We start from the raw sequence: 23,399 nt of genomic DNA on the forward strand, positions 1-23,399 counted from the left end.
AGTTAAAATGTTTTACTAGCAACGAACCGTAGGCAAAATCCGTCTAAAAGGGGTGACGGATTTACACCTAACTCTTAAAAATCAACCAATGAGAAGAATACTACTTCTAATAACGATACTGTTTTCTACACTATTTTTCAGCGAAAAGGCTTTTGGGACGCATATTGCCGGAGGCGATATTAATGTTCAGCATTTAAGCGGCAATCAGTTTGAAGTTAATATTAATCTCTATGGGGATTGTAGTGGTAACTTTGGATTACTAAATAGCGATGTTAATTTAGGGGTGTTGGGTTCGTGTTTTACTGATTTTCGTCAATTCATTCCCCTCTTAAATCCTGGGGGAACAGAAGTGAGTCAGGTATGTCCTAGTGCTATTAGTAATACCACTTGTAATAGTGGGTCTCTTCCTGGATTGTTGAGGTTTAGTTATTCGGGGACAGTTACTTTACCTTCTACAAACTGTGTTGCTACTTTTAGACTTGCAGACTTTGCAAGAAACTCAACACAAAACATAGTCAATTCTAATGGTGAGTCTTTTTATATAGAGACTAAATTGGATCTCTCAACATCTAGCACAAACTCTTCACCTCAATTTGCATTTGATCCAATAGCTTATGCGATTCAAAATCAACCTATAACGTTTAACTTTGGTGCGACAGATGCGGATGGGGATAGTTTGAAGTATTCTTTAGTTGGGGCTAGAGGTTTTAGCACTAATTCTCCAAATGCCCCATTAACTAATATTATTACTAATTCACCAACTACTTTATCATACCAAACAGGCTACAGTGCAACATCACCGATTCAAGGTATTACTCTTAATCAGAACACAGGTTCAGCATCAGCCCTTCCGACAGTGCAAGGAAATTTTATTGTTGTTGCCAAAGTTGAAGAGTTTGATAATGGAGTCTTGATCGGAGAAATGATTCGCGATATTCAAATTGTTGTGGTTTCAGATCCCAACAATATTCCTACAGCTCCTTCAACATTTACAAACTTTTCAGGTTGGGCTGATTCTGTTGATCAATCAACGATCAGCGCATATCCCGGAATGGATTTTTGTATCGATATTACCTTCTCTGATAATGATGCAGCAGATTCACTTTCTTTGGTGACTAATTTAAGTTCAGTTTTACCCGGAGCCAGTTTGAGTTTGACAGGATCTAACCCACTTACGGCAAATGTTTGTTGGACAGCTACAGCAGGGATGCCTGTGAGCAATACGGTAGTTTTTAATGTATCAGATAGTGCTTGTCCTGTCTCAGGAGTTAATTCTTATTCATTAAATGTTTTAGTCCCACCTTGTAATGGGCTTGTGGGTAGAGTGCGAACGCAAGATGCATCCTGTGCAGGGGCTTGTGACGGCTGGGCAAAAGTGAAAATGTTCTGCGGGTCAGGTAATTACACTTATAATTGGGTCAATACAAATGTAGGGCCCATACCACCAAATGATAGTGTGACCTTGTGTGCTAGTTCAACGCAGTATAACCTTGTTGTTACAGATAATTCAACCAGTGAAGTTTACAGTAAGGCGGTTTCGATTCAAGAGCCTCCCACAATTAACATTTCAAGCTCTACTAATGCAGCGAGTTGTGGGGGAGCTTGTGATGGAAGTATTTCCACGATAGTGACAGGTGGTACCCCACCTTTTAATTACAATTGGGGCGATATCTCTGCAAATACAGCATTTCGTGCAGGTTTGTGTGCAGGGACTTACGACTTAACAGTTACAGACCAAAAAGGATGTGAAAAAATTGAAAGTTATACAATTGTTTCACCACCGTCAATTAATTCATCCGTGGTTTCAGTGACTGACCCATTATGCGCTGGCGGTAGCACTGGAGAGGTAGTTGTAGAGTCTACTGTTGGTTGCGGTAATGTGCCCTCAGCAACTTGTCCTGGATTGGATACTGCTCAGGTAGGCACAGGGAATATCGTTTTAAGTGGAAATAACTACCCTGCAATTTACGGAGCTTCTAATAAAGCGGCAAAACATCAAATGGTTTTTACAGCTTCTGAGTTACAGGCTCAGGGAGTTCAAGCAGGACCTATTGAAGAGATTGCTTTTTTTGTTGGTAGTGGAAATTTAAAAGGTTTTGCATCATCGTTTGATAATTTTGAAATTAAAATGGGATGTTCAAGTGCTTCAGATTTATCTGGAGGATTTGAGGCAGGTTTAGGTCCCGTGTTTAGCGTTCAGAGTACGATGGCTATGGTAGGATGGAATAACTACCAATTTCCTTCACCTTTTTACTGGGATGGACAATCAAATGTAGTTGTTGAGGTATGCTTTACTAATAGTGGATCAGGAGTTTCAGGGGGTAACTCTCATGAAAATCTTTCGAATACCGGTCAGCCAATGACGCGTTATTACGCTGCTAATAATGATTCGGTTTGCGTTTCACCGGGTGCTGGTGCTACTTCAACACTTCGACCAAACGTGCGTTTCAAGCATTGTGCAGATCAATTAGACTACTCATGGTCACCGGCTCCTGCAGCTGGTCAAAATAACGATACGGTAACAGGACTACCTGCTGGAACTTACACGGTAACCGTGACGAACAGTGCTAACTGTTCAGATACTTTAACGGTAAATGTTACTGATCCACCTCCATTTACGACTTCAATCAGCCTCGATCAGGCGGTTTCCTGTCCCGGTGTTTGTGATGCACAGGTAACGGCTACCTCAACGGGAGGAGCTGCTCCAATAACGTATTCGTGGGATAACGGATTGCCAAACGGAGCTAATCAAACAGGGCTCTGCGGGGCAACAACATATAACGTAACAGCAACTGATGATAACAACTGTACTTCAACTGCTCAAATCACGATTACTGAACCAACAGCGATTAACCTCACAGCATCAGTAGATGTACCGGTTTCCTGTAATGGTGTTTGTGATGCGGAGATTTCAGCATCTGCCTCTGGAGGTGGAGGCGGTTTTACTTACGCCTGGAGTGGCGGTTTAGGCAGTGGTCAAACCCAAACGGGCGTTTGTGGTAACCAAACCTACACCGTAACCGTAACCGATGCGAACGGTTGTACCGAAACAGCACAGGTGACGGTCAACGAACCGGCTGTTCTAACAGCATCGATTACAACTGACAGTCCTGTTTCCTGTAACGGAGTGTGTGATGGGGAAGTAACAGCATCCGGCTCAGGCGGAACATCGCCTTACACATTTGCATGGGATGGCGGCCTCGGAAACGGAGCTTCTCAAACGACACTTTGCGGTGGACAAACATATAATGTAACCGTCACTGACTCGAGAGGATGTACAGCAACTGACCAGGTGACACTTGCTGATCCACTGGCAATCACAACGAGCTCAACAGTAAACAGTGATGCGAGCTGTAATGGAGCTTGCGATGGTGATGCACAGGTTTCAGCATCAGGCGGAGCAGGCGGTTTCACTTATGACTGGAACGGAACAATCACCGGTCAAAACCCAACGAATTTATGCGCGGGCACTTACGATGTAACTGTAACAGATGCCAACGGATGTACGGCAATCGAGCAGGTTGTAATTGCTGAGCCGGCACCGGTAAACGTGACGATCAACCTCGATCAGGCGGTATCCTGTAACGGAGTTTGTGATGGGGAAGTAACGGCATCCGCAACAGGCGGTAATGGCGGCTTCACTTACACTTGGGACAATAGCTTGCCTAACGGAGCAAACCAAACAGGGCTTTGCGGAGCAACTACATATAATGTAACCGCAACTGATGCCAACGGTTGTACGGGCACGGCACAGATTACAATTTCAGAACCATCATCGATCAACCTTACAGCAACAGTAGATGTGCAGGTTTCGTGTAACGGAGTTTGCGATGGAGAAATCTCAGCATCGGCAACAGGTGGAGCTGGTGGCTTCTCTTATGCGTGGAGTGGTGGTCTCGGTAATGGTCAAACCCAAACAGGCGTTTGCGGTAACCAAACCTACACCGTAACTGCAACCGATGCGAACGGTTGTACGGAGACTGCTCAGGTAACAGTGAGTGAGCCATCGGCAGTTTCAGTGTCGATCACAACAGATAGTCCTGTTTCATGTAACGGAGTTTGTGACGGGGCTGTGACAGCATCCGGCTCAGGCGGAACATCGCCTTACACATTTGCATGGGATGGCGGCCTCGGAAACGGAGCTTCTCAAACGACACTTTGCGGTGGCCAAACATATAATGTAACCATCACCGATGCGAGCGGATGTACAGCAACTGACCAGGTGACGTTGACAGAGCCGTCTGCAATCACAACGAGCTCAACAGTAAATAGCGATGCGAGCTGTAACGGAGCTTGCGATGGTGATGCACAGGTTTCAGCATCAGGCGGAGCAGGCGGTTTCACTTATGACTGGAACGGAACAATAACCGGTCAAAACCCAACGAATTTATGCGCGGGCACTTACGATGTAACTGTAACAGATGCCAACGGATGTACAACAACTGAGCAGGTGATTATCGGAGAGCCAAATCCGGTTGTGGCAAGCATCACGATTGATCAGCCGGTTACTTGCGGTGGAATTTGTGATGGTCAAATCACGGCTTCAGCAACTGGTGGAGATGGCGGACCATTCACATTTACGTGGTTAAATGGATTACCGGCCGGAGCTACTCAGTCTAATCTTTGCGGTGACAGTACTTATACAGTGATCGCTACAGACGGGAACGGATGTGCCGATACTACAAGTATTACACTCACCGATCCATCAACAATCAGCGTAACGGCAACAGTAGATGTGCAGGTTTCGTGTAACGGAGTTTGCGATGGAGAAATCTCAGCATCGGCAACAGGTGGAGCAGGCGGCTTTACTTACACATGGAGTGGTGGTCTCGGTAATGGTCAGACCCAAACAGGCGTTTGTGGAAATCAAACATACACCGTAACTGCAACCGATGCGAATGGCTGTAGTGAAACTGCCCAGGTAACAGTTAACGAACCGGCTGCTTTAACAGCATCCATTACAACTGATAGTCCTGTTTCGTGTAATGGAGTATGTGACGGAGCAGTAACAGCATCCGGTTCAGGCGGAACTGCACCTTACACATTTACATGGGATGGCGGTCTTGGAAACGGAGCTTCTCAAACTGCACTTTGCGGAGGTCAAACATACACCGTAACCATCACCGATGATAACGGTTGTACAGCAACTGATCAGGTAACGCTCGCTGATCCTGCGGTTCTGACCGCAACGTCAACTGTAAACAGTGACGCTTCATGTAACGGAGTTTGTGACGGTGATGCTGAAGTAACACCATCAGGCGGAACTGCACCTTATACTTATGACTGGAATGGAACAATTACTGGTCAAAATCCAACAAATTTATGTGCGGGCACTTATGATGTTACCGTAACAGACGACAACGGTTGTACAGTAATTGAACAGGTGATAATCGGAGAACCAAGTGCGGTTGTAGCGAGTATCACGATCGATCAACCGGTTTCTTGTAGCGGTGTTTGTGATGCTCAAATTACAGCATCAGCAACAGGTGGTGATGGCGGACCGTTCACATTTACATGGTTAAATGGATTACCGGCCGGAGCAACTCAATCGAATCTTTGCGGAGATAGCACTTACACGGTTATTGCGACAGATGGTAGCGGCTGTACAGATACGGCTGACATAACATTAACTGATCCGGCAACGATTTCACTTACAACTACAGTAATTAATGATGCAAGTTGTAACAGTAGCTGCGATGGAAGTGGTTTTGTAACTGCTTCTGGTGGTACAGCACCTTATACTTACAACTGGTCAAACTCAACTTCAAACGATACAATAGATAGTATTTGCGCTGGGACATATTTAGTAACTGTAACAGATGCAGGAGGATGCTCTGAAGTAGACTCGGTGATCATTTCAGAACCGACACCACTCAACTTTAGCGTCTCTATTCAAACTCCGGTTACCTGTGCTCCATTCTGTAATGGTGAAGCAGCAGCTACTGCGCCATCAGGTGGTACACCACCTTATTCATTGACATGGTCAAATGGAGATAGTGGTTTAGTAGCCGATTCAGTTTGCCCGGGATTATTGCAGGCATTCCTTGTTGATGCTAACGGATGTTCTGATACGTTAGATCTCAACCTTGCCAGTCCGGCTGCATTCTCAGTTTCGATTACATCATCTACAGATGTAACTTGCCCGGGCGGAAATACAGGTAGTGCATCAGCATCAGTTAATAACCCTACTCCAGATATGATCTACAACTGGGCTCCGGCTCCGGGTGCTGGTCAGGGTACGTTAAATGCTTCACAACTTTCAGCCGGAACTTACAGCATCACCGTTACTGATACAGTGACGAACTGTACTGATGTGGCTCAGGTGACAATCAACGAACCTGCACCGATCAATATCAACTTTACAACTACAATTCCTATTTCATGTAATGGAGTTTGTGATGGTGAACTCGATGTTTCTGCAACTGGCGGAAATGGCGGATTTACTTTCAGCTGGAGTACATCGGGAACGGGAACAACTCAAAGTAACCTTTGTGCGGGGATGTATTATGTGACTGCTACAGATGATTCTGGTTGTGTGGCAGTCGATTCATTCGATCTTTCAGAACCGGCACCGCTTGCTCTTGCCACTTCATCAAATGATGAATCATGCGCAGGTGCTTGTGATGCTACTGCAACGGTTACTCCGAGTGGAGGTACAGCTCCTTACACTTACCAATGGCCAAGTGGTGGAACAGACTCAACTGATACGGCATTGTGCGTTGGTCCGGTAACAGTAACAGTTACTGATGACAATGGATGTACAAACACAGCAACGATAAACGTAAACGGTCCGCAACCATTGGTTCTGACCGATCAAATAATTTCACAGCCGAGCTGTAATGGTGGTTGTGATGGACAGGCAAGTGTATCTGTAACGGGCGGTACTTCACCTTACTCATTCAGTTGGTCTGGTGGTGGATCCGGTACGAGTCAGTCTAACTTATGTGCCGGAACAACAACTGTAACTGTAACTGATAACAACGGCTGTACAGACACTGTGAATATTCAGCTTCAGGCTCCAAATGGAATCAACGCTACAATTGTTGAAAACCAAAGTATATCGTGTAACGGATCATGTGATGGTGAATTGGAAGTGAATATTACTCAAGGTTTAGCCCCATTTGTATTCACATGGTCTAACAGTGGTTCAACGCAGGTTCAATCAGGATTGTGTGCAGGTACTTATTCTGTGACGATTGAAGATGCTAACAATTGTATTTCGACATTGAGCTATAACCTAACTGAGCCGGCTGCAATTGTAATGAATCCATCAACTACAGATCCTAACTGCGGTGCTTGTGATGGTGTTATTGACGCGAGTGTAATAACAAATGGTGTTGCGCCATTTACTTATTCATGGTCAGGAATTACACCAAACCCGGGTAACGTTTCAATTGTAAACAACCTTTGTCCGGGAGCTTATAATGTAACAGTTACTGACGCTGGCGGATGTGCTGATACAGCTCTTATCACGCTCAGCAGTGTTGGCGCACCTGGCGGAACAATAACAGGAATTGATCCAACTTGCTTTGACTCTTGTAACGGTTCAGTAGAAGTAACACCGGTAGGTGGTACGCTACCTTACGATTACCAGTGGTCAACTTCAAATCCTAATGATACGACTGAAATAATCACAGGTGTTTGTGATGGTATTTACACGGTAACTGTAACGGATGCAACGGGTTGTCAGCTTGTGCTTGCTGATACACTCGATAATCCGGCTCCACTTTCAGCGTCATCATCAACGACTGATGTGACTTGTAACGGAGCTTGTGATGGTGAAATAGTAGTTACGCCAACAAGCGGAAGCGGACCTTATACATTTAATTGGAGTGATAGTGGCACTGATTCGGTCAGAACCGGACTTTGTGCTGATACATACTTCTTAACTATGACAGATGGTTCAGGTTGTGTTCTGATCGATACATTTACGATTACTGAACCGACAGCCATTACAAGTTCTTTTGTCGATACAACAGATGCTACTTGTTTCAATAGCTGTGATGGAATGGCTGAAGTATCAGCATCAGGCGGTAACGGATCGTTTACTTACAACTGGTCATCAGGTGCTTCAGGTAGCATTGCAAACAACTTGTGTGTTGGAGAAAACTACGTGACTATCACTGATGGTAATGGTTGTTCAATAATCGACACGATTGACATCGGTGCACCACCGGCAATTGTTATCGATACTGCAATTATTGAAGATGCTTCATGTTCTGCTGATACAGGAAGTATTGAAGTTGTAGCATCAGGCGGACAGGGAAGCTTGACTTACTCCTGGAACGGAGGCGCCTTAAGTGGTAATCCGATCACAGGTTTGTCGGGTGGAGTTTACAATCTTACTATTACTGATACTACCGGATGTAGCGTTACAGCTTCTTACACTGTAGGCAACATAGGAGCTCCTGATGTAACAATGTTGTCTCAGGATATCAGCTGTCACGGAGCATGTGACGGAACAGTTACAGCTGCAGTTGTGAATGGTTCCGGCTATTCTTACAACTGGAGTAATGGATCGAGCGGAGCTACGCAATCTGGTCTTTGTCCGGGGACTTATACGGTAACAGTTGATGATGGATCAGGATGCTTAGCGATTGAATCTGTGACATTGACTGAACCTGCTGAAATTTTCATCGACAGTATCGTGACAACACCAACAGCTTGCGGTGACTCAAACGGAGTTATTGAAGTATTTGCTCACGGTGGTGAAGGAACTCTTACTTACCTTATTAATGGAGTAGATACTGTAAACCCAATAATCAATGTAGCGGGTGGAACTTATACAGTAGAGGTAGCCGACACAACTGGATGCTCTGTATCACAAATTGTTCCGGTTCCAAACACCGGAAGCTTTGGAATTACAGTTTCAAAAGTTGATGTGACTTGCTTTGATGATTGTAATGGTCAGGCGTTTGTGAACATCGGTCCACCACCGGGAACAGGGCCTTACAGTATTCAGTGGACAACTGGAGTAAATGATACACTCAATACTTTGACTGATCTGTGTCCCGGAACTTACGGTGTTCAGGTGACTGATGAAACAGGTGGTTGTGTTGCTGTGGATAGCGTAACAATTGAAGCTCCTGCTGAGATTGAACTCGACAATGTTATTACGGCTACACCTGATTGTGGTCAGAACAACGGCTCTATTGAAGTAATTGCAAGTGGCGGTATTGGATCGTTGAATTACCAGTGGAATGGTGGTCCGGCTGATAGTGTTTACAACAATATTTCGGCTGGCTTATACGAGGTCACTGTTTCAGATGCAAATGGATGTACGCTCACGGAGATCATTCCATTGAGCAACCCAACTTCACCTTCAATCAGTGTAACTACTCAGGATGCTTCATGTAATGGAGATTGTAACGGTAGTGCTGAGGTTGCTGTTGCCGGATCTGACTATGAAGTGATGTGGAGCAACAATGAAACAACCGAGATGATTGCGGGACTTTGCCCGGGCAATTACGGGGTTGTAGTTACTGATACGACTAACGGATGTATCGCTGCTGATACAGGTTCTGTAGGTACAAAAGGAAATCTCGATATCGAGCTCGATATTCTCAACAATAGCAACTGTAATGCACTTACGGTATGTGAAGGTGAGATTGAAGCAATCGTGACAGGAGGTGATATGCCAATATCTTACAACTGGTCCTCTGCCGGAGCAGGTGATACAAATGTATTAGCATCACTTTGCGCAGGAACTTATACAGTTACAGCGACCGGAAACAACGGTTGTGAAGCAATTGCTGTTGGGCAGGTTGTGGATGTGCCGGGCCTCGATGTAACAGTTGACACTGTAATTGACGCTCAGTGCTGGAACAGTAATAATGGTTCGGTTGATATTTCGATATCAGGAGGAAATCCTGATTATACAATTAACTGGAATGGTCCTGGTTATTCTGGAGATTCAGCCGATATTGACAACTTGCTTCCTGGTGAGTATACATTAAGAGTTGCTGATGAAGGCGACTGCGTTGTATTCGATACAATTCAGGTTGGAACGCAAACGAGACTTTCGGTTTCTGCACTTGACACAACTCTTTGTGGATTGGGAGACACAGTTGAAGTTTACGCTGATGCATCCAGTGATTATCCGATTACTTACGAATGGCAAAACAATGCCGGTCAAACAATTGATACTGGCAGATCAACAACTGTTATTCACGAAGAACGAGTTGAGAGAAGACTAGTCTTTGTTTCAAGTAATGGTTGCGTTAGAGTTGATACTGCTATAGTCAGATCACGAGGCGTACCTGTTGCCGATGCCGGAAATGATACGACTATTGTTGCCGGAGCGAGAATCAGACTGGGAGGTAATCCAACTTCAAACGAAGCAGGAAGTACCTACGAATGGGGTCCTGATCAGGCAGACTTGAGTGGTTTCGATATTGCGAATCCATATGTTCGTCCTGAGCAAACATCGACTTACAGCTTAAAAGTGACGAATATTTACGGCTGTGAAACATGGGACTTCATTAGAGTGACAGTAACAAACGCATTTGATTTCCCTGATGGCTTCTCGCCAAACGGAGATGGTAAAAATGATGTTTGGGAACTCGACTTCTTAAGTGAATACAGAGATTGCAACGTGAAAATATTCAACCGCTGGGGTCAGGTGGTGTTTGAAAGTGAAGGATATGATGAACCGTGGGATGGAACTTACAACGGTAATGATTTACCAGTAGGGTCTTATTACTACGTGATCGATCTTGGAACTGAGGACTTCACTGAACCAATTACCGGACCTGTAACCATAATGAGATAATCGCTATGAAAAGATATATATTGACATTAGGTGTGATTTTTGGGGCTCTGACCGTAACGGCTCAGCAGCTCCCTCAATTCACCCAGTATTTCCTGAATGATTTCATAATCAACCCGGGAGTAACTGGTACAAAAGATGCCTGGATAGGGCAGTCTAATAATCGCTATCAATGGGTAGGGATACAGGATGCTCCACGCACTTACATTTTGAGTGCAAACGGTCCTTTTAGTGATTACAATATGGGATTGGGAGGTTATTTTTTCTCTGATATTGCTGGTCACACACGAAGGACTGGTTTTGCCGGTTCTTATGCTTATCACCTCAAAGTTGCTGATGATATTAAGCTTGGAATGGGGCTGAATTTTGGAGCTACTAGATGGCTTATCGATGGATCGGCAATTCAAACCAAGGACACTGAAGACCCGGCATTCTCGAGAGGTACTCAATCAACATGGGTTCCCGATGCAGGTGTAGGTTTTCACCTTTACGCCAAAGAATTTTGGGTAGGCATTAGTGCTCCGCAAATAATAGGTAATAAATTGAAGTTCTTTGATGATTACACTCAAACACAGGCACGCCTTGCAAGACACTACTTTTTCAATGCTGGTTACAATTACCAAATGCTCGATGAGTTAGTGCTGCAACCAAGTGTTTTCGTCAAGTATATCGATCCACTTCCTGTTCAATTCGATGCAACTTTAAGGGTAATCTACGATGATTTCATCTGGGCCGGTTTTTCTTACAGGATGGATGACGCTGTGGGTGTAATGTTAGGAGTAGATTTTCAAAACAATCTGCGATTTGGGTATTCTTATGATATTCCAACATCAGACATCAACCCATACACAACCGGCTCTCATGAGCTAATGCTGGGAATAAGATTTAAGGAGAGAGATTGATAAACTTATTATACGCGATTAACGTATAGTGATTAGATTATATGAAGTGTTGTTATGGAAGTTGTTGATGTTGAATCCAAAACTGAAAAAATTGATAAAGCCGTTTACATGCTAAAGGCAATAGCTCACCCTTTGCGTTTGCAAATTGTTGAATTATTGACCGGAAATGAAGAATTGTGTGTTAGCGATATCCATCAGCAAATGGGAGTAGAACAGGCCGTAGCTTCACAACAACTAAAAATCTTAAAACAAAATGGAGTGCTAACTTGCAAACGAAAAGGAAAGCATTCTTTCTATCAATTAGCACACCCTCAAATTAAAGATCTAATTTCATGTATAGAATCATGTCACTCATGTTAAAAAGCACGTTCATTACCGGAATTTTCACAGCTGCATTATCTCTCGCTTTTACAGGTTGCTCAGGCCAAAATAATGCTGATGAAAGCGGGGCAGAGAATCAAAAAGAAACAGTGAAGAGTGAAAAGTCAACTGAAAAAGCAATCGTTGATATTGGTCCAAAAGAATTTCAGGAAAAAATCAAAAAAGACAAAGTCCAATTAGTCGATGTTCGAACTAAAATGGAAACGGATAAAGGTGTCATAGCAAATCCGGTTTTGAATGATTTCTACAGTGATGATTTCAAAGAAAACTTGAAATCATTGAATAAAGATGAGCCCGTTTATGTCTATTGTCATTCGGGAGGTAGAAGTTTAAAAGCTGCCAATATGATGAAAGAAATGGGCTTCAAAAAAGTCTACAACCTTGAAAATGGTTTTTCAAGCTGGAAAAAGCAGGATTTACCAATTTCAGAACCATCATAATTTTTCTCCATGAAGTACATTTCTATTCTTTCGGCACTTGTGCTCTTGTTCTCCTGTAATGGTCAGAACCAAAACCAGCAAGAACAATCACAAACAACTAAAGAAACACAGCAACAAACCTCTTCAATTGATACTGCAGAAATTATCCAGCAAGGAGATTCCATTGCGATGGTGACAGGCAAAACGCTCATGGGGCAATTGCAATCTGCAATGGGTAGAGGCGGAATTGAAGAAGCAGTTAAATATTGCAATGTTAATGCCTATCCCTTAACAGATTCAATCTCAAATAAACTCAACGTATCCATTACTCGTGTGGCCGAGAAAAACCGAAATCCTGAGAACAGGGTAAAAAAGCATGATGTTTCTGTCTTTGAACGATACAAGAATAACAAAGACCTCGGTTCACTGGTGAAAACACATGGAGATGACATCTATTTTTACAAGCCTATCAACCTAAAAGGTTTTTGCGTAAGCTGTCACGGTAGCGTAGAAAACAACATCGGTAAAGAAAACTACGCGTTGATCAAAAAGCTGTATCCAAACGATAAAGCGATTAACTTTTCACCTGGCGATTTAAGAGGTATGTGGAAAATTAAATTTGAAAAAGGTGGCGAGCTTTAAAGAAATTATCAATCAGGAAAAGCCTGTTCTCATCGACTTCTATGCAGACTGGTGCGGACCTTGCAAAATGATGCCGCCAATTCTGAAAGAACTCAAAAACAGTCTTGGAGATCAATTGCGAATCATTAAGATCAACGTTGATACAAACGAGTCACTTGCTCAAAAGTATCAGGTGAGAGGAGTTCCCACAATGATGCTATTCAAAAATGGAGAACTGCTTTGGAGACAATCCGGAGTACTTCAGGCTTCACAACTCAAAGGCATTATCAAGAGTAAAGCTCAACTCAATTGATCCACTTTTCAGTAAGAGCCTCAAATTTATAGCCTTTATCGCTAAAGTGCTCAAGCGTCTTACTCAAAGCGTAAATCATATTCTTTTCAGCTTTTAAGCTATCGTGAAAAACAATTATAGAGCCAGGCCTTGCATTTTCAGTGACATTTTGCGCACATTGCTCAGGAGTAGAATTCCTGTCAAAATCTCCGCTTAGAACATCCCACATTACAATTTTTGATCTCTTGTGAATCGACTTTATCTGGCGAGGCGTTATCCTGCCATATGGAGGTCTAAAGAGATTTGAAGAAAAAACCTGTTCTGCTTTGAGGTAATTTTTCAAGTAGCCGAACTGATTCGTTTTCCATCCACTTAAGTGGTTATATGTGTGAGTGCCAAAAACGTGTTCTTCGGTCAGAGCCCTTTCAATCAACCTCGTGTTTCTCATCATATTTTCGCCAACACCAAAAAACGTGGCTTTTGCATTGTATTCTTTGAGGATATCCAAAACTTTTGGAGTAACCTCAGGGATCGGACCATCATCAAAAGTTAAAAAGAGGACCTTTTGAGAGGTATTGATTCGCCAAATAAGTCTTTTACTTATGGCAGAAACGAAGCCGGGGATCTTTACTGAGTACACAATCCAAAAATACAAACCCTGATGGAAAGATAGGAATCAAAAATAATTTTTGGCGGAATTGAGAGAATTTATACTTTTGCGTCCACTCAAAACAAAGCTGTCCCGTGGTGTAACTGGCAACACGTCTGATTTTGGTTCAGAAGAGTCCAGGTTCGAGCCCTGGCGGGACAACAAAAATTTCAAGCCCTGAGGTTTCCCTCGGGGCTTTTTTCGTTTAAATAAATCAGTTTTTTTTCAAGCTATTCAAGGGGTTTGGTTGCTCTAGTGTTTTTTGTTTAACCTTTTTGTGTAAAGTCTAAACAAAAAGAAATCCTTTTGCGTTTACAATAGTGATTAACACATAAAAACCAATTCGTTATGAAAAAGTTATTACAAATTTCAAGCTTAGTCTTTACTTTGCTTGTGGGCATAAATTCAATTGCTCAAACAGCCAGAGTTCAGGTCATTCACAACAGTCCTGATGTTAATGCGCAAACAGTGGATGTTTGGGTGAATAATATGTTGGCACTGGATGATTTTGAATTTAGAACAGCCACTCCTTTCCTCGATCTTCCTGCAGGTGTACCTGTAGAAATTCGCGTCAAAGGATCTAATAGTCAGGATACGACTAATCCGTTGTTTTTTACCACTCAAACATTACAGGCAAATGAAACCTATGTTGCCGTAGCTAATGGTTTGGTGTCTCAAATGGGATACTCAAACTTTGAACCATTTACAATCTCTATTTTTCCTACGGGTAGAGAGCAAGCTGCTAACCAGGGAGCTAGTGAAACAGATGTATTAGCGTTTCACGGAGCTACTGATGCACCAACTGTCGATATTGCAGAAGTTGGTGTAGGTGCAGGAACTATTATTGATGATCTCAACTATGGAAGTTTCAGCGCATCCTATTTATCACTGAATACAGCTGACTACACAATTCAGGTTCAGGATCAAACAGGCGCTGTAACTGTTAGAGAATACGCAGCTCCTCTTCAAACTTTAGGTTTGCAGGATTCTGCATTAGTTGTTTTAGCAAGTGGATTTTTAGATCCATCAGCTAATAATAATAGTGAAGGATTTGGGTTGTATGTTGCATTGCCATCTGGCGGACAACTGATCGAATTACCAATGTCAACTGCTACAGCTCAATTTGCTCACAACTCAGCAGATATGGCAGCAGAAGTAGTTGATATTTATATGGTAGACCCTGTAGGCGTTACATTGGCAAAACTGGATGATGTAACATATCAGTCAGCTACAGGCTTTTTGCCTGCTCCTGCAAGTATTGATAATTCACTTGAGGTACAGGCAGTAATTGCGCCAGATACAAGTACAAGTCCGGCAAGTGGTATTTACACACAAAACATAGCACTATCAACTGATTCCAGTTATGTAGCAATTGCAAGTGGTATTGTAAGTGGTAGTGGTTACAATCCTTCTCAGCCATTTAATATCGATGTTTTTGAAGGAGCAAGAAGCTCATCTCAAAATGCAGGTCAGGTTGATGTATTAGTTTACCATGGTGCTACTGATGCTCCAACTGTTGATGTATTTGAAAATACATTGGGAGCAACTATTGTAGATGATTTAGATTACGGATCATTCCAGGGATATATCAATGCACCATTAGCTGATTTGGATCTGACCGTAAGAGATGGAAGTGGTTCAATTGACGTGAGAAACTTCAATGCTCCTCTCGCAACACTAGGGTTAGGCGATACAGCTCTAACAGTAGTAGCATCAGGGTTTTTAGATCCATCACAAAATTCTGATGGACAAGAATTCGGTCTGTATGCTATTTTGCCACAAGGTGGTCCATTTGTAGAGTTACCTATGCAAACAGCACAAATGCAGATTATACACAACAGTGCTGATATGGCTGCAGAAACAGTAGATCTTTACGCTGAAGGTCCGGCAGGCGAACAACTTGGTAAAATTGATGATGTTTCATTCAGGACCGCAACTCCATTCATGGAAGTTCCATCGGGAATAGATCTCACATTCCACGTTGCCGATGAGTCAAGTATGGATTTCTCAAACAGTATTTTCGATAAAACTGTGATTTTGAATGAAAACAGCTCAAATATTGTTATTGCAAACGGTATCGTTAGTCAGTCTGGTTATACACCTGATGCGTCTCAGGTAGGATTTGATCTTTACCTCAATACTAACGCAAGAACTGAAGCAGCAAATTCAGGCGAAACAGATGTGCTTGTATTCCACGGTGCAACAGATGCTCCAACCGTAGATGTTGTGGAAGTTGATGCTGGTGCAGGTACATTAGTAGATGATATAGATTACGGTAATTTCAGTTCTTATTTAGAATTGGCAACTGCAGATTATCAATTGAATGTAACTTCCTCTGACGGTCAAACCACAGTTGCAGGTTTCAGCGCACCACTCGCAACATTGAATCTGCAGGATTCTGCAATTACAGTATTGGCATCAGGATTTTTAGATCCTAGCCAAAACAGTAATGGTGAAGCATTTGGATTGTGGGCTGCTCTTCCTGAAGGTGGAAACCTTGTAGAGCTCCCATCAGTACCAACATCTGTTGATGAAGTAGTGAACAAAGAAAATGTATCAATCTATCCAAACCCTGCAGTTGATCAGTTGACAATTGAATTGCCAAATGACGTACAGGGTGAAGTAGAAATTTACGATATGTTAGGATCAATGGTCAGAACCGATAGATTGAATTCTGCGAGAAATGTAATCGATATGAGCGAACTATCAGCAGGTCAATATATTTATCGAATTAAGACTGACAATACAACGCTGAATGGAAAGGTGATGAAGATTAAGTAGGGTTGGTTTATTTCATTTAGTGTTTTGGTTGGGCCCCGGCATTTTGCCGGGGCTTTTTTATTTTGACATTTTCATGTTCATGATATAATCAATTCACTGTTTTGCGTTTCAATTAAGAACGTAAGTTTGAAACCAATATATTTTGACACTTATGAAAAAGGCAGTCCTTTTCTGTACATTGATTTTGATTTCAAGCCTGTCAATTGCTCAACGTATTCAGGAATATGTCGATTATTACGACAAAGCTGAAGAGCACAAACGAAGCGAAGGCGAATACATCAAAGGAAGAGAAAACGGCACCTGGAAATTCTGGTATGAATCGGGGCAGCTGCAGGAAGAAGCAAATTTTGAGAACGGTTATCGCCACGGAAAAAACGTAACCTATTACCCAGATGGTCAACAGGAGTTCCTCGGCTTTTTCGAATGGGGAGAAAGAGACAGTATCTTCAAAGCCTGGTATCCAAATGGTCAACTCAAAGAAGAAGGTTATTATGCTAATGACCTGAGAGATGGAACATGGAATTACTATTTCAAAGACGGTTCAGTTAGAAAAATCGAAGAAAACGATACCGGAATCATCACCATACAAAAACTCGTGAGTGATGAAGGTGAGGTTCTGATCGAAAATGGGAAGGGGACTTTAAAATACTACCATGATAATGGCGAGCTAAGAGAGAAAGCTAAAGTTAAAGAAGGAGTGAGGAACGGAGAAGCCTCTTATTATTATGAAAGTGGAGAAGTGAAATCTAAAGGTAGTTTCCTCGATGGCAGACTTCACGGTGAATGGGATTACTGGTACCCAAATGGCGAAAAGTGGAAGCGCGAAACATATGAAAATGGTTTATTGACAGGTCCGTTCAAAGCCTGGTATCCAAATGGTCAACTCAAGATGGAGGGAGCTTTTTTGCGCGATAAGCAAAGCGGTTTTTGGCAATGGTATTACGAAGATGGATCGCTCAAACAAAAAGGCTACCTCAAAAACAACAAGCAGGATAGTATATGGCATTTTTATTTCAAAAACGGCCAATTAGATGCCACAGGCAAGTTTAAAAACGATATGAGAACCGGCACCTGGGAATCGTTTTATGCCACCGGTGAAAAATTTGCTGTTGGCGATTACCTCAAAGATAAAAAAGACAGCACCTGGACAAGATGGTGGAAAAACGGGAATGTTTGGACAACCGGAGAATTTGAAAAAGGAAAAGAACAGGGCGAGTGGTTTGCTTACTATGAGGATGGTCAAAAAGAGAGTCAGGGTTTTTATAAAAACGGCAAAATGCACGGCAAGTGGGAAAGCTGGTTCCCTAATGGCCAAATCAAGTACCGCGGAGAAATGAATGAAGGTCTCAAACACGGGGAATGGACTTACTGGTACAAAACCGGCCGAATAAGAGAAAAAGGTGAATACGAAAACGGAAAAGAAGCAGGCTGTTGGGAATATTATTTTCCAAAAGGCAATATGAGTTCTGAGGGCTGTTTTGAAAACGGTCAAAAAACCGGAACATGGAAATTCTATTTCCCCTTTGGCCAGTTGAAAAGAGAGCAGGATTTTAAATTTGGACGTCCACACGGAAAAAGCAAACAATGGTACCAGGGAGAACAATTGCTCAGCGAGACAGAATACAGGCGTGGATTACCACATGGAACCTGGAAATTTTACAGTAAAGAAGGCAAACTCATCCGTGAAGTAAAATATAAAGATGGAGAGAAGGTAAAATAATGTTTTTTAGAAATTTATCATTACATTTGCAGCGAATACAGGGAAGAGGGGCAGGACCCCTCTTTTTTATTATGTGAAATTTTGTGATTACAAAAGATAAAATAGAAGACATAGTAAATGACAAAATCGCTGATAGCGATGTTTTTGTTGTTAGTATTTCGGTCGGATCCGGGAATAACATCAAAATAAACCTTGATTCAGATAGCGGGCTGGGTATTGATGAATGCGTGCAAATCAGCAGGCATGTTGAACACACACTCGATCGCGATGAAGAAGACTTCAAGCTCGATGTGTCATCACCCGGAGTTGACGAAGGTTTAACCATGCCTCGCCAATACAATAAACATGTTGGTAGAACACTCAGAGTTTTGAGAGAAGGAGAAATCAAGAAAATTGAAGGAGAGCTCGCTGAGGTTGGATCTGACCAAATAAAACTGGTTCAAAAAGAGAAAAAGAGAGTAGAAGGCCGCAAGAAAAAAGAGTGGGTCACTACAGAATACGATATACCTTTTAACGAAATAGAAGAAGCAAAAGTCATCGTGTCATTTAAATAATTGAACAATGAACACACAGGAAATAGTTGAATCGTTTTCGAACTTTAAAGAGTTCAAGAATATTGACCGCGTTACCATGATGAATATCCTCGAAGAGGTATTCAAAAACATGATCGCGAAGAAATACGGAGACGATGAAAATTTTGACGTTATCGTAAACCCTGATAAGGGCGATATCGAGATTTGGAGAAACCGCGTTGTTGTTGAAGACGGAGCGGTTGAAGATGATAATGCTGAAATCGAATACTCAAAAGCAATCCAAATCGAGCCCGACTTTGAAATAGGTGAAGAAGTTGCTGAGGAACTCAAACTCGATTCATTTGGTAGAAGAAATATTTTGGCCATGCGTCAAAACCTTATTTCTAAAATCCACGAACTCGAGAAAGACAGCCTTTACAAACTCTATAAAGATCGTGTTGGAGAAATCGTAACCGGAGAGGTTTACCAAATTTGGAAACGCGAGATTCTCGTTTTAGATGACGAAGGAAATGAATTGATCCTTCCAAAATCTGAACAAATCCCATCTGATTTTTTCAAAAAAGGCGATGCCGTTAGAGCTGTTGTTTTGAAAGTGGATATGAAAAACAACAACCCGATCATCGTTCTTTCGAGAACTTCACCAGTCTTCCTTGAAAGACTCTTTGAACTCGAAGTTCCTGAGATCTTTGACGGATTGATCACGATTAAAAACATCGTGCGCGAACCGGGCGAGAGAGCAAAAGTAGCTGTTGAGTCTTATGACGATCGCGTTGATCCGGTAGGAGCATGTGTGGGTATGAAAGGTTCCAGAATCCACGGAATAGTTCGTGAGCTGCGCAATGAAAACATCGATGTAATCAACTTTACAACGAACCCTTCATTGTACATAACACGTTCTTTGAGTCCGGCTAAAATTTCATCAATCAACATTAAAGAAGATGAAATGAGAGCCGATGTTTTCCTCAACCCAGATCAGGTTAGCCTGGCAATTGGTAAAGGAGGACATAATATCAAACTCGCAAGTAAGTTAACGGGATACGAAATTGATGTTTATCGCGAGAGCGATGAAGATCTCGATGATGTAAACCTCGATGAATTTAACTATGAAATCGAAAGTTGGATCATTGATACCTTTAAATCAATAGGTTTAGACACTGCCAAAAGCGTTTTGGAACTGTCTAAAGAAGATCTCGTTCAAAGAACCGATTTGGAAGAAGAGAGTATAGAAAACGTATTGAATATACTCAAAGCAGAATTTGAATAAACCTCAGGGTTACATAATTCAAGTAGAATCTGTTAATTTGTGCTAAATTTTTTTTCGAGGTAATATATGGCAAACGCACCCAAAAGATTAAATAAAGTAGCGAAGGAGCTAAATGTTGGAATTGGTACGATCGTGGAATTCTTAGGAAAGAAAGGCCACGAAATCGAGGCGAAACCTACATCTAAGATTTCTCCAGAGCTATATGAAATCCTGCTCGAGCAATTCATGCCCGATAAGGCGGCTAAAGAAAAGTCGCAGGAGCTGAAAAGCCAAAAAGAGGAGCGTACAACCATTAGCCTCGATGATGACGCGCAGGAAGAAGCTGAAGAAGATGATGATGACTCTCACGATGAAGTTCTCATAGAGAATGTTGGATCTGATGAAGAAGAAGAAAAACCTTCACAGTCAGAACCAGAAACTCCTGAGCCAAAAGCTGAACAATCAGAAACGAAAGCGGAAGAAAGCAAAGAGAAAGAAGCCGAAAAGCCTGAGGCGAAAGAAGAAGCTGATTCCGGTTCTGACAGTAAAAGTCAAGAGGACGATAACAAACCTGAAATCGAGAAGGAAGAAAAACAACTCGGTGAAGACGGCCCTCGACTAGTAGGTAAAATCGACCTTGAGGGAATGAACCTCAAAACGCGTCCTTCAAGATCCAAAAAGGATAAAGAGAAGGAAAAAGAAGCTGAGAAAAAAGCCAAAGCCAAGAAGGAAGCGGAGAAGAAAGAGCAGGAAAAAGCTGCTATAAAAGCTAAAGAAGAAGAGGCTAAGGCGAAAAAAGAAGCAGAATCCAAAAAGGCAGAAGAGGATAAAAAAGAGAAAAAAGAGGAAGAAGAAACCTCTAAAGGCCCAGAGCACCACGAGACCAAGTATGAGAAACTATCTGGTCCAAAAGTGATGGGTAAAATCGATTTACCGGAAAAACCGAAGAAGAAAAAACCGGTTGCCTCATCTTCTGACGAAAAAGATACCGAAAAGCCTAAAAAGAAAAAGCGTAAACGCATTAAGGCTAAAGGTGTAAACCCTGAGAAAGAAGCTCGCAAAAACCGCAATAAGAAAGGTGGAAAACCATCAACTAAAAAACGCGGTCCAAAACACGAGCCAACTGAAGAAGAGATCCAAAAGGAAATCAAGGATACTTTAGCTCGTTTGCAGGGTGGAAGTAAGAATAAAGGAGCCAAGTTTAGAAAACAACGTAGAGACGAAAAAGCTGAGCAGCGCGAGAAAGAAGCTGCACAACAGGAAGCTGAAAAGTCAATCCTCAAAGTAACAGAATTCGTTACCGCGAGTGAACTGGCTAATATGATGGACGTTTCAGTAAATGACGTTATCTCGGCTTGTATGTCGCTTGGTATGATGGTATCCATCAACCAACGCCTCGATGCAGAAACACTTTCTATCGTTGCTGAAGAATTTGGCTATCAAACAGAAATAGTAAAACCAGAAATCGAGGAAGATGTCGTTCCTGAAGAAGAAGAGGACGATCCAGATAAGTTAGAACCGCGTTCACCAATCGTTACGGTGATGGGTCACGTTGACCACGGTAAAACATCACTCCTCGATTACATCCGTAAAGAGAATGTAATTGCCGGTGAGGCAGGAGGTATTACTCAGCATATTGGTGCTTACAATGTTGAAATAAGTAACGGAAAACACATTACATTCCTCGATACACCGGGTCACGAAGCATTTACAGCTATGCGTGCACGTGGTGCTCAAATTACCGATTTAGCAATTATCGTTATCGCGGCAGACGACAGCGTAATGCCCCAAACAAAAGAGGCTATCAATCACGCCCAGGCTGCCGGAGTACCAATGGTTTTTGCTTTCAACAAAATCGATAAGCCGGGAGCCAATGCCGATAAAATTCGCGAAGAATTGGCCGGTATGGATATCCTCGTTGAAGATTGGGGAGGTAAATTCCAGGCTCAGGAAATATCAGCCAAAAAAGGTGAGGGAATTGAAGACCTTCTCGAAAAAATTACGCTCGAAGCAGATATTCTCGAACTCAAAGCAAATCCTGATCGCACTTCAACAGGTACAGTGATCGAAGCTGAACTCGATAAAGGTAGAGGTTACGTAACCACGCTACTCGTTCAGTCAGGTACGCTTGAAGTTGGAGACACAATCGTTGCAGGAAGCCATTACTGTAAAGTAAGGGCCATGTTTGATGAGCGCGGTCAAAAAATTGAAAAAGCCGGACCTTCACAGCCAGTGTCAATGCTCGGTTTCAACGGAGCACCAAATGCAGGTGATAGGTTTGTAGAATACAAAGACGAGCGCGAAGCGAAAAATATCGCCAACAAACGTGAACAACTGCAACGCGAGCAGGGAATTCGAAGTCAAAAACACATTACGCTTGATGAAATCGGTAGACGATTGGCAATTGGAGACTTCCAGGAACTCAATATCATTGTAAAAGGTGACGTTGACGGGTCTGTTGAAGCACTTGCCGATTCATTATTGAAACTTTCTACTGACACAATTCAGGTGAATGTAATCCATAAATCTGTTGGTCAGATCTCAGATTCTGACGTGCTTCTTGCCAGTGCCTCTGACGCGATTATCGTAGGTTTCCAGGTAAGGCCTTCATCAACTGCGCGTAAACTTGCCGAGAAAGAGGAAATCGATATCCGCCTTTACTCTGTAATTTACGATGCTATTGAAGAAGTGAGAGCCGCTATGGAAGGCATGCTCAAGCCAAAAGTTGAAGAGAAAATTGTTGCCAATGTTGAGGTTCGTGAAACATTCAAAATCTCAAAAGTTGGTACAATTGCCGGCTGTTATGTGACTGAAGGTAAAATTACCCGAAACACGAAAGTTCGTTTGATACGCGATGGAGTTGTGATTTACGATGGTAGACTCGGTTCGCTCAAGCGTTTCAAAGACGATGTTAAAGAAGTTGCAGCAGGTTACGAATGCGGACTCAACATCGAAAACTACAACGATATCAAAGTTGGTGATGTCGTAGAAGGCTACGAAGAAGTAGAAGTGAAACAAACACTCTAGTAAATCGTGTATTATAGATATATAAAAACCTGCCGCAAAGCGGTGGGTTTTTTGCTTTTGGTC

General features: G+C 42.4%; 12 protein-coding genes and 1 tRNA gene. 12 read left to right on the top strand and 1 reads right to left on the bottom strand.

Annotated elements, in window-relative coordinates:
- The first annotated feature begins 88 nt into the window (after positions 1 to 88).
- From F3059_RS11330 to trxA, 6 genes are read left to right on the top strand one after another with little or no spacing between them, the layout of a single operon-like run.
- Complete coding sequence (locus F3059_RS11330) at positions 89 to 10,771, top strand: T9SS type B sorting domain-containing protein (RefSeq protein ID WP_151169316.1); 10,683 nt, start codon at positions 89 to 91, stop codon at positions 10,769 to 10,771.
- Positions 10,772 to 10,776: 5 nt separating this feature from the next.
- Positions 10,777 to 11,670, top strand: coding sequence for a PorP/SprF family type IX secretion system membrane protein (locus F3059_RS11335; RefSeq protein WP_151169318.1), 894 nt, complete (start codon positions 10,777 to 10,779; stop codon positions 11,668 to 11,670).
- A gap of 54 nt (positions 11,671 to 11,724) precedes the next feature.
- Positions 11,725 to 12,030, top strand: a complete 306-nt coding sequence (locus tag F3059_RS11340) for an ArsR/SmtB family transcription factor (protein ID WP_151169320.1) — start codon at positions 11,725 to 11,727, stop codon at positions 12,028 to 12,030.
- On the top strand, positions 12,015 to 12,491 hold the full coding sequence (locus F3059_RS11345; protein WP_170265159.1) for a rhodanese-like domain-containing protein: 477 nt from the start codon (positions 12,015 to 12,017) through the stop codon (positions 12,489 to 12,491). Before F3059_RS11340 ends, F3059_RS11345 begins: the two co-directional genes overlap by 16 nt.
- Before the next feature lie 9 nt (positions 12,492 to 12,500).
- Positions 12,501 to 13,112: a Tll0287-like domain-containing protein gene (locus F3059_RS11350; protein WP_151169324.1), complete on the top strand. Its 612-nt coding sequence runs from the start codon at positions 12,501 to 12,503 to the stop codon at positions 13,110 to 13,112.
- The gene (gene trxA, locus F3059_RS11355; RefSeq protein ID WP_151169326.1) at positions 13,099 to 13,404 is read left to right on the top strand and encodes a thioredoxin; all 306 of its coding nucleotides are present in this window, start codon (positions 13,099 to 13,101) and stop codon (positions 13,402 to 13,404) included. Before F3059_RS11350 ends, trxA begins: the two co-directional genes overlap by 14 nt.
- Here trxA and F3059_RS11360 read toward each other — a convergent pair.
- Positions 13,397 to 14,023, bottom strand: a complete 627-nt coding sequence (locus tag F3059_RS11360) for a polysaccharide deacetylase family protein (RefSeq protein WP_151169328.1) — start codon at positions 14,021 to 14,023, stop codon at positions 13,397 to 13,399. The genes trxA and F3059_RS11360 overlap by 8 nt on opposite strands.
- A gap of 98 nt (positions 14,024 to 14,121) precedes the next feature.
- Between F3059_RS11360 and F3059_RS11365 the strand changes: the two genes are divergently transcribed.
- The 6 genes from F3059_RS11365 to infB all read left to right on the top strand — a co-directional run bounded on the left by F3059_RS11365 (position 14,122) and on the right by infB (position 23,336).
- Positions 14,122 to 14,194, top strand: a tRNA-Gln gene (locus F3059_RS11365).
- A 186-nt stretch (positions 14,195 to 14,380) separates the two neighbouring features.
- On the top strand, positions 14,381 to 16,813 hold the full coding sequence (locus tag F3059_RS11370; RefSeq protein ID WP_151169330.1) for a T9SS type A sorting domain-containing protein: 2,433 nt from the start codon (positions 14,381 to 14,383) through the stop codon (positions 16,811 to 16,813).
- 151 nt (positions 16,814 to 16,964) lie between these two features.
- Positions 16,965 to 18,533 carry a toxin-antitoxin system YwqK family antitoxin gene (locus tag F3059_RS11375; protein WP_151169332.1) on the top strand — a complete coding sequence of 523 codons (1,569 nt, stop codon included), beginning with the start codon at positions 16,965 to 16,967 and terminating at the stop codon, positions 18,531 to 18,533.
- An 83-nt stretch (positions 18,534 to 18,616) separates the two neighbouring features.
- Positions 18,617 to 19,087, top strand: a complete 471-nt coding sequence (rimP, locus tag F3059_RS11380) for a ribosome assembly cofactor RimP (RefSeq protein WP_151169334.1) — start codon at positions 18,617 to 18,619, stop codon at positions 19,085 to 19,087.
- A 7-nt stretch (positions 19,088 to 19,094) separates the two neighbouring features.
- Positions 19,095 to 20,330, top strand: coding sequence for a transcription termination factor NusA (gene nusA, locus F3059_RS11385; protein WP_151169336.1), 1,236 nt, complete (start codon positions 19,095 to 19,097; stop codon positions 20,328 to 20,330).
- Between the two features lie 66 nt (positions 20,331 to 20,396).
- On the top strand, positions 20,397 to 23,336 hold the full coding sequence (infB, locus tag F3059_RS11390; protein ID WP_151169338.1) for a translation initiation factor IF-2: 2,940 nt from the start codon (positions 20,397 to 20,399) through the stop codon (positions 23,334 to 23,336).
- Positions 23,337 to 23,399 lie beyond the last annotated feature (63 nt).

The sequence above is a fragment of the Salibacter halophilus genome, from assembly GCF_008806325.1.
Taxonomy (GTDB): domain Bacteria; phylum Bacteroidota; class Bacteroidia; order Flavobacteriales_G; family Salibacteraceae; genus Salibacter; species Salibacter halophilus.

Coding starts and splice junctions, on each gene's coding strand:
- F3059_RS11330 (WP_151169316.1), top strand. CDS start 89: ATGAGAAGAATACTACTTCTAATAACGATACTGTTTTCTACACTATTT.
- F3059_RS11335 (WP_151169318.1), top strand. CDS start 10,777: ATGAAAAGATATATATTGACATTAGGTGTGATTTTTGGGGCTCTGACC.
- F3059_RS11340 (WP_151169320.1), top strand. CDS start 11,725: ATGGAAGTTGTTGATGTTGAATCCAAAACTGAAAAAATTGATAAAGCC.
- F3059_RS11345 (WP_170265159.1), top strand. CDS start 12,015: ATGTCACTCATGTTAAAAAGCACGTTCATTACCGGAATTTTCACAGCT.
- F3059_RS11350 (WP_151169324.1), top strand. CDS start 12,501: ATGAAGTACATTTCTATTCTTTCGGCACTTGTGCTCTTGTTCTCCTGT.
- F3059_RS11370 (WP_151169330.1), top strand. CDS start 14,381: ATGAAAAAGTTATTACAAATTTCAAGCTTAGTCTTTACTTTGCTTGTG.
- F3059_RS11375 (WP_151169332.1), top strand. CDS start 16,965: ATGAAAAAGGCAGTCCTTTTCTGTACATTGATTTTGATTTCAAGCCTG.
- nusA (WP_151169336.1), top strand. CDS start 19,095: ATGAACACACAGGAAATAGTTGAATCGTTTTCGAACTTTAAAGAGTTC.
- infB (WP_151169338.1), top strand. CDS start 20,397: ATGGCAAACGCACCCAAAAGATTAAATAAAGTAGCGAAGGAGCTAAAT.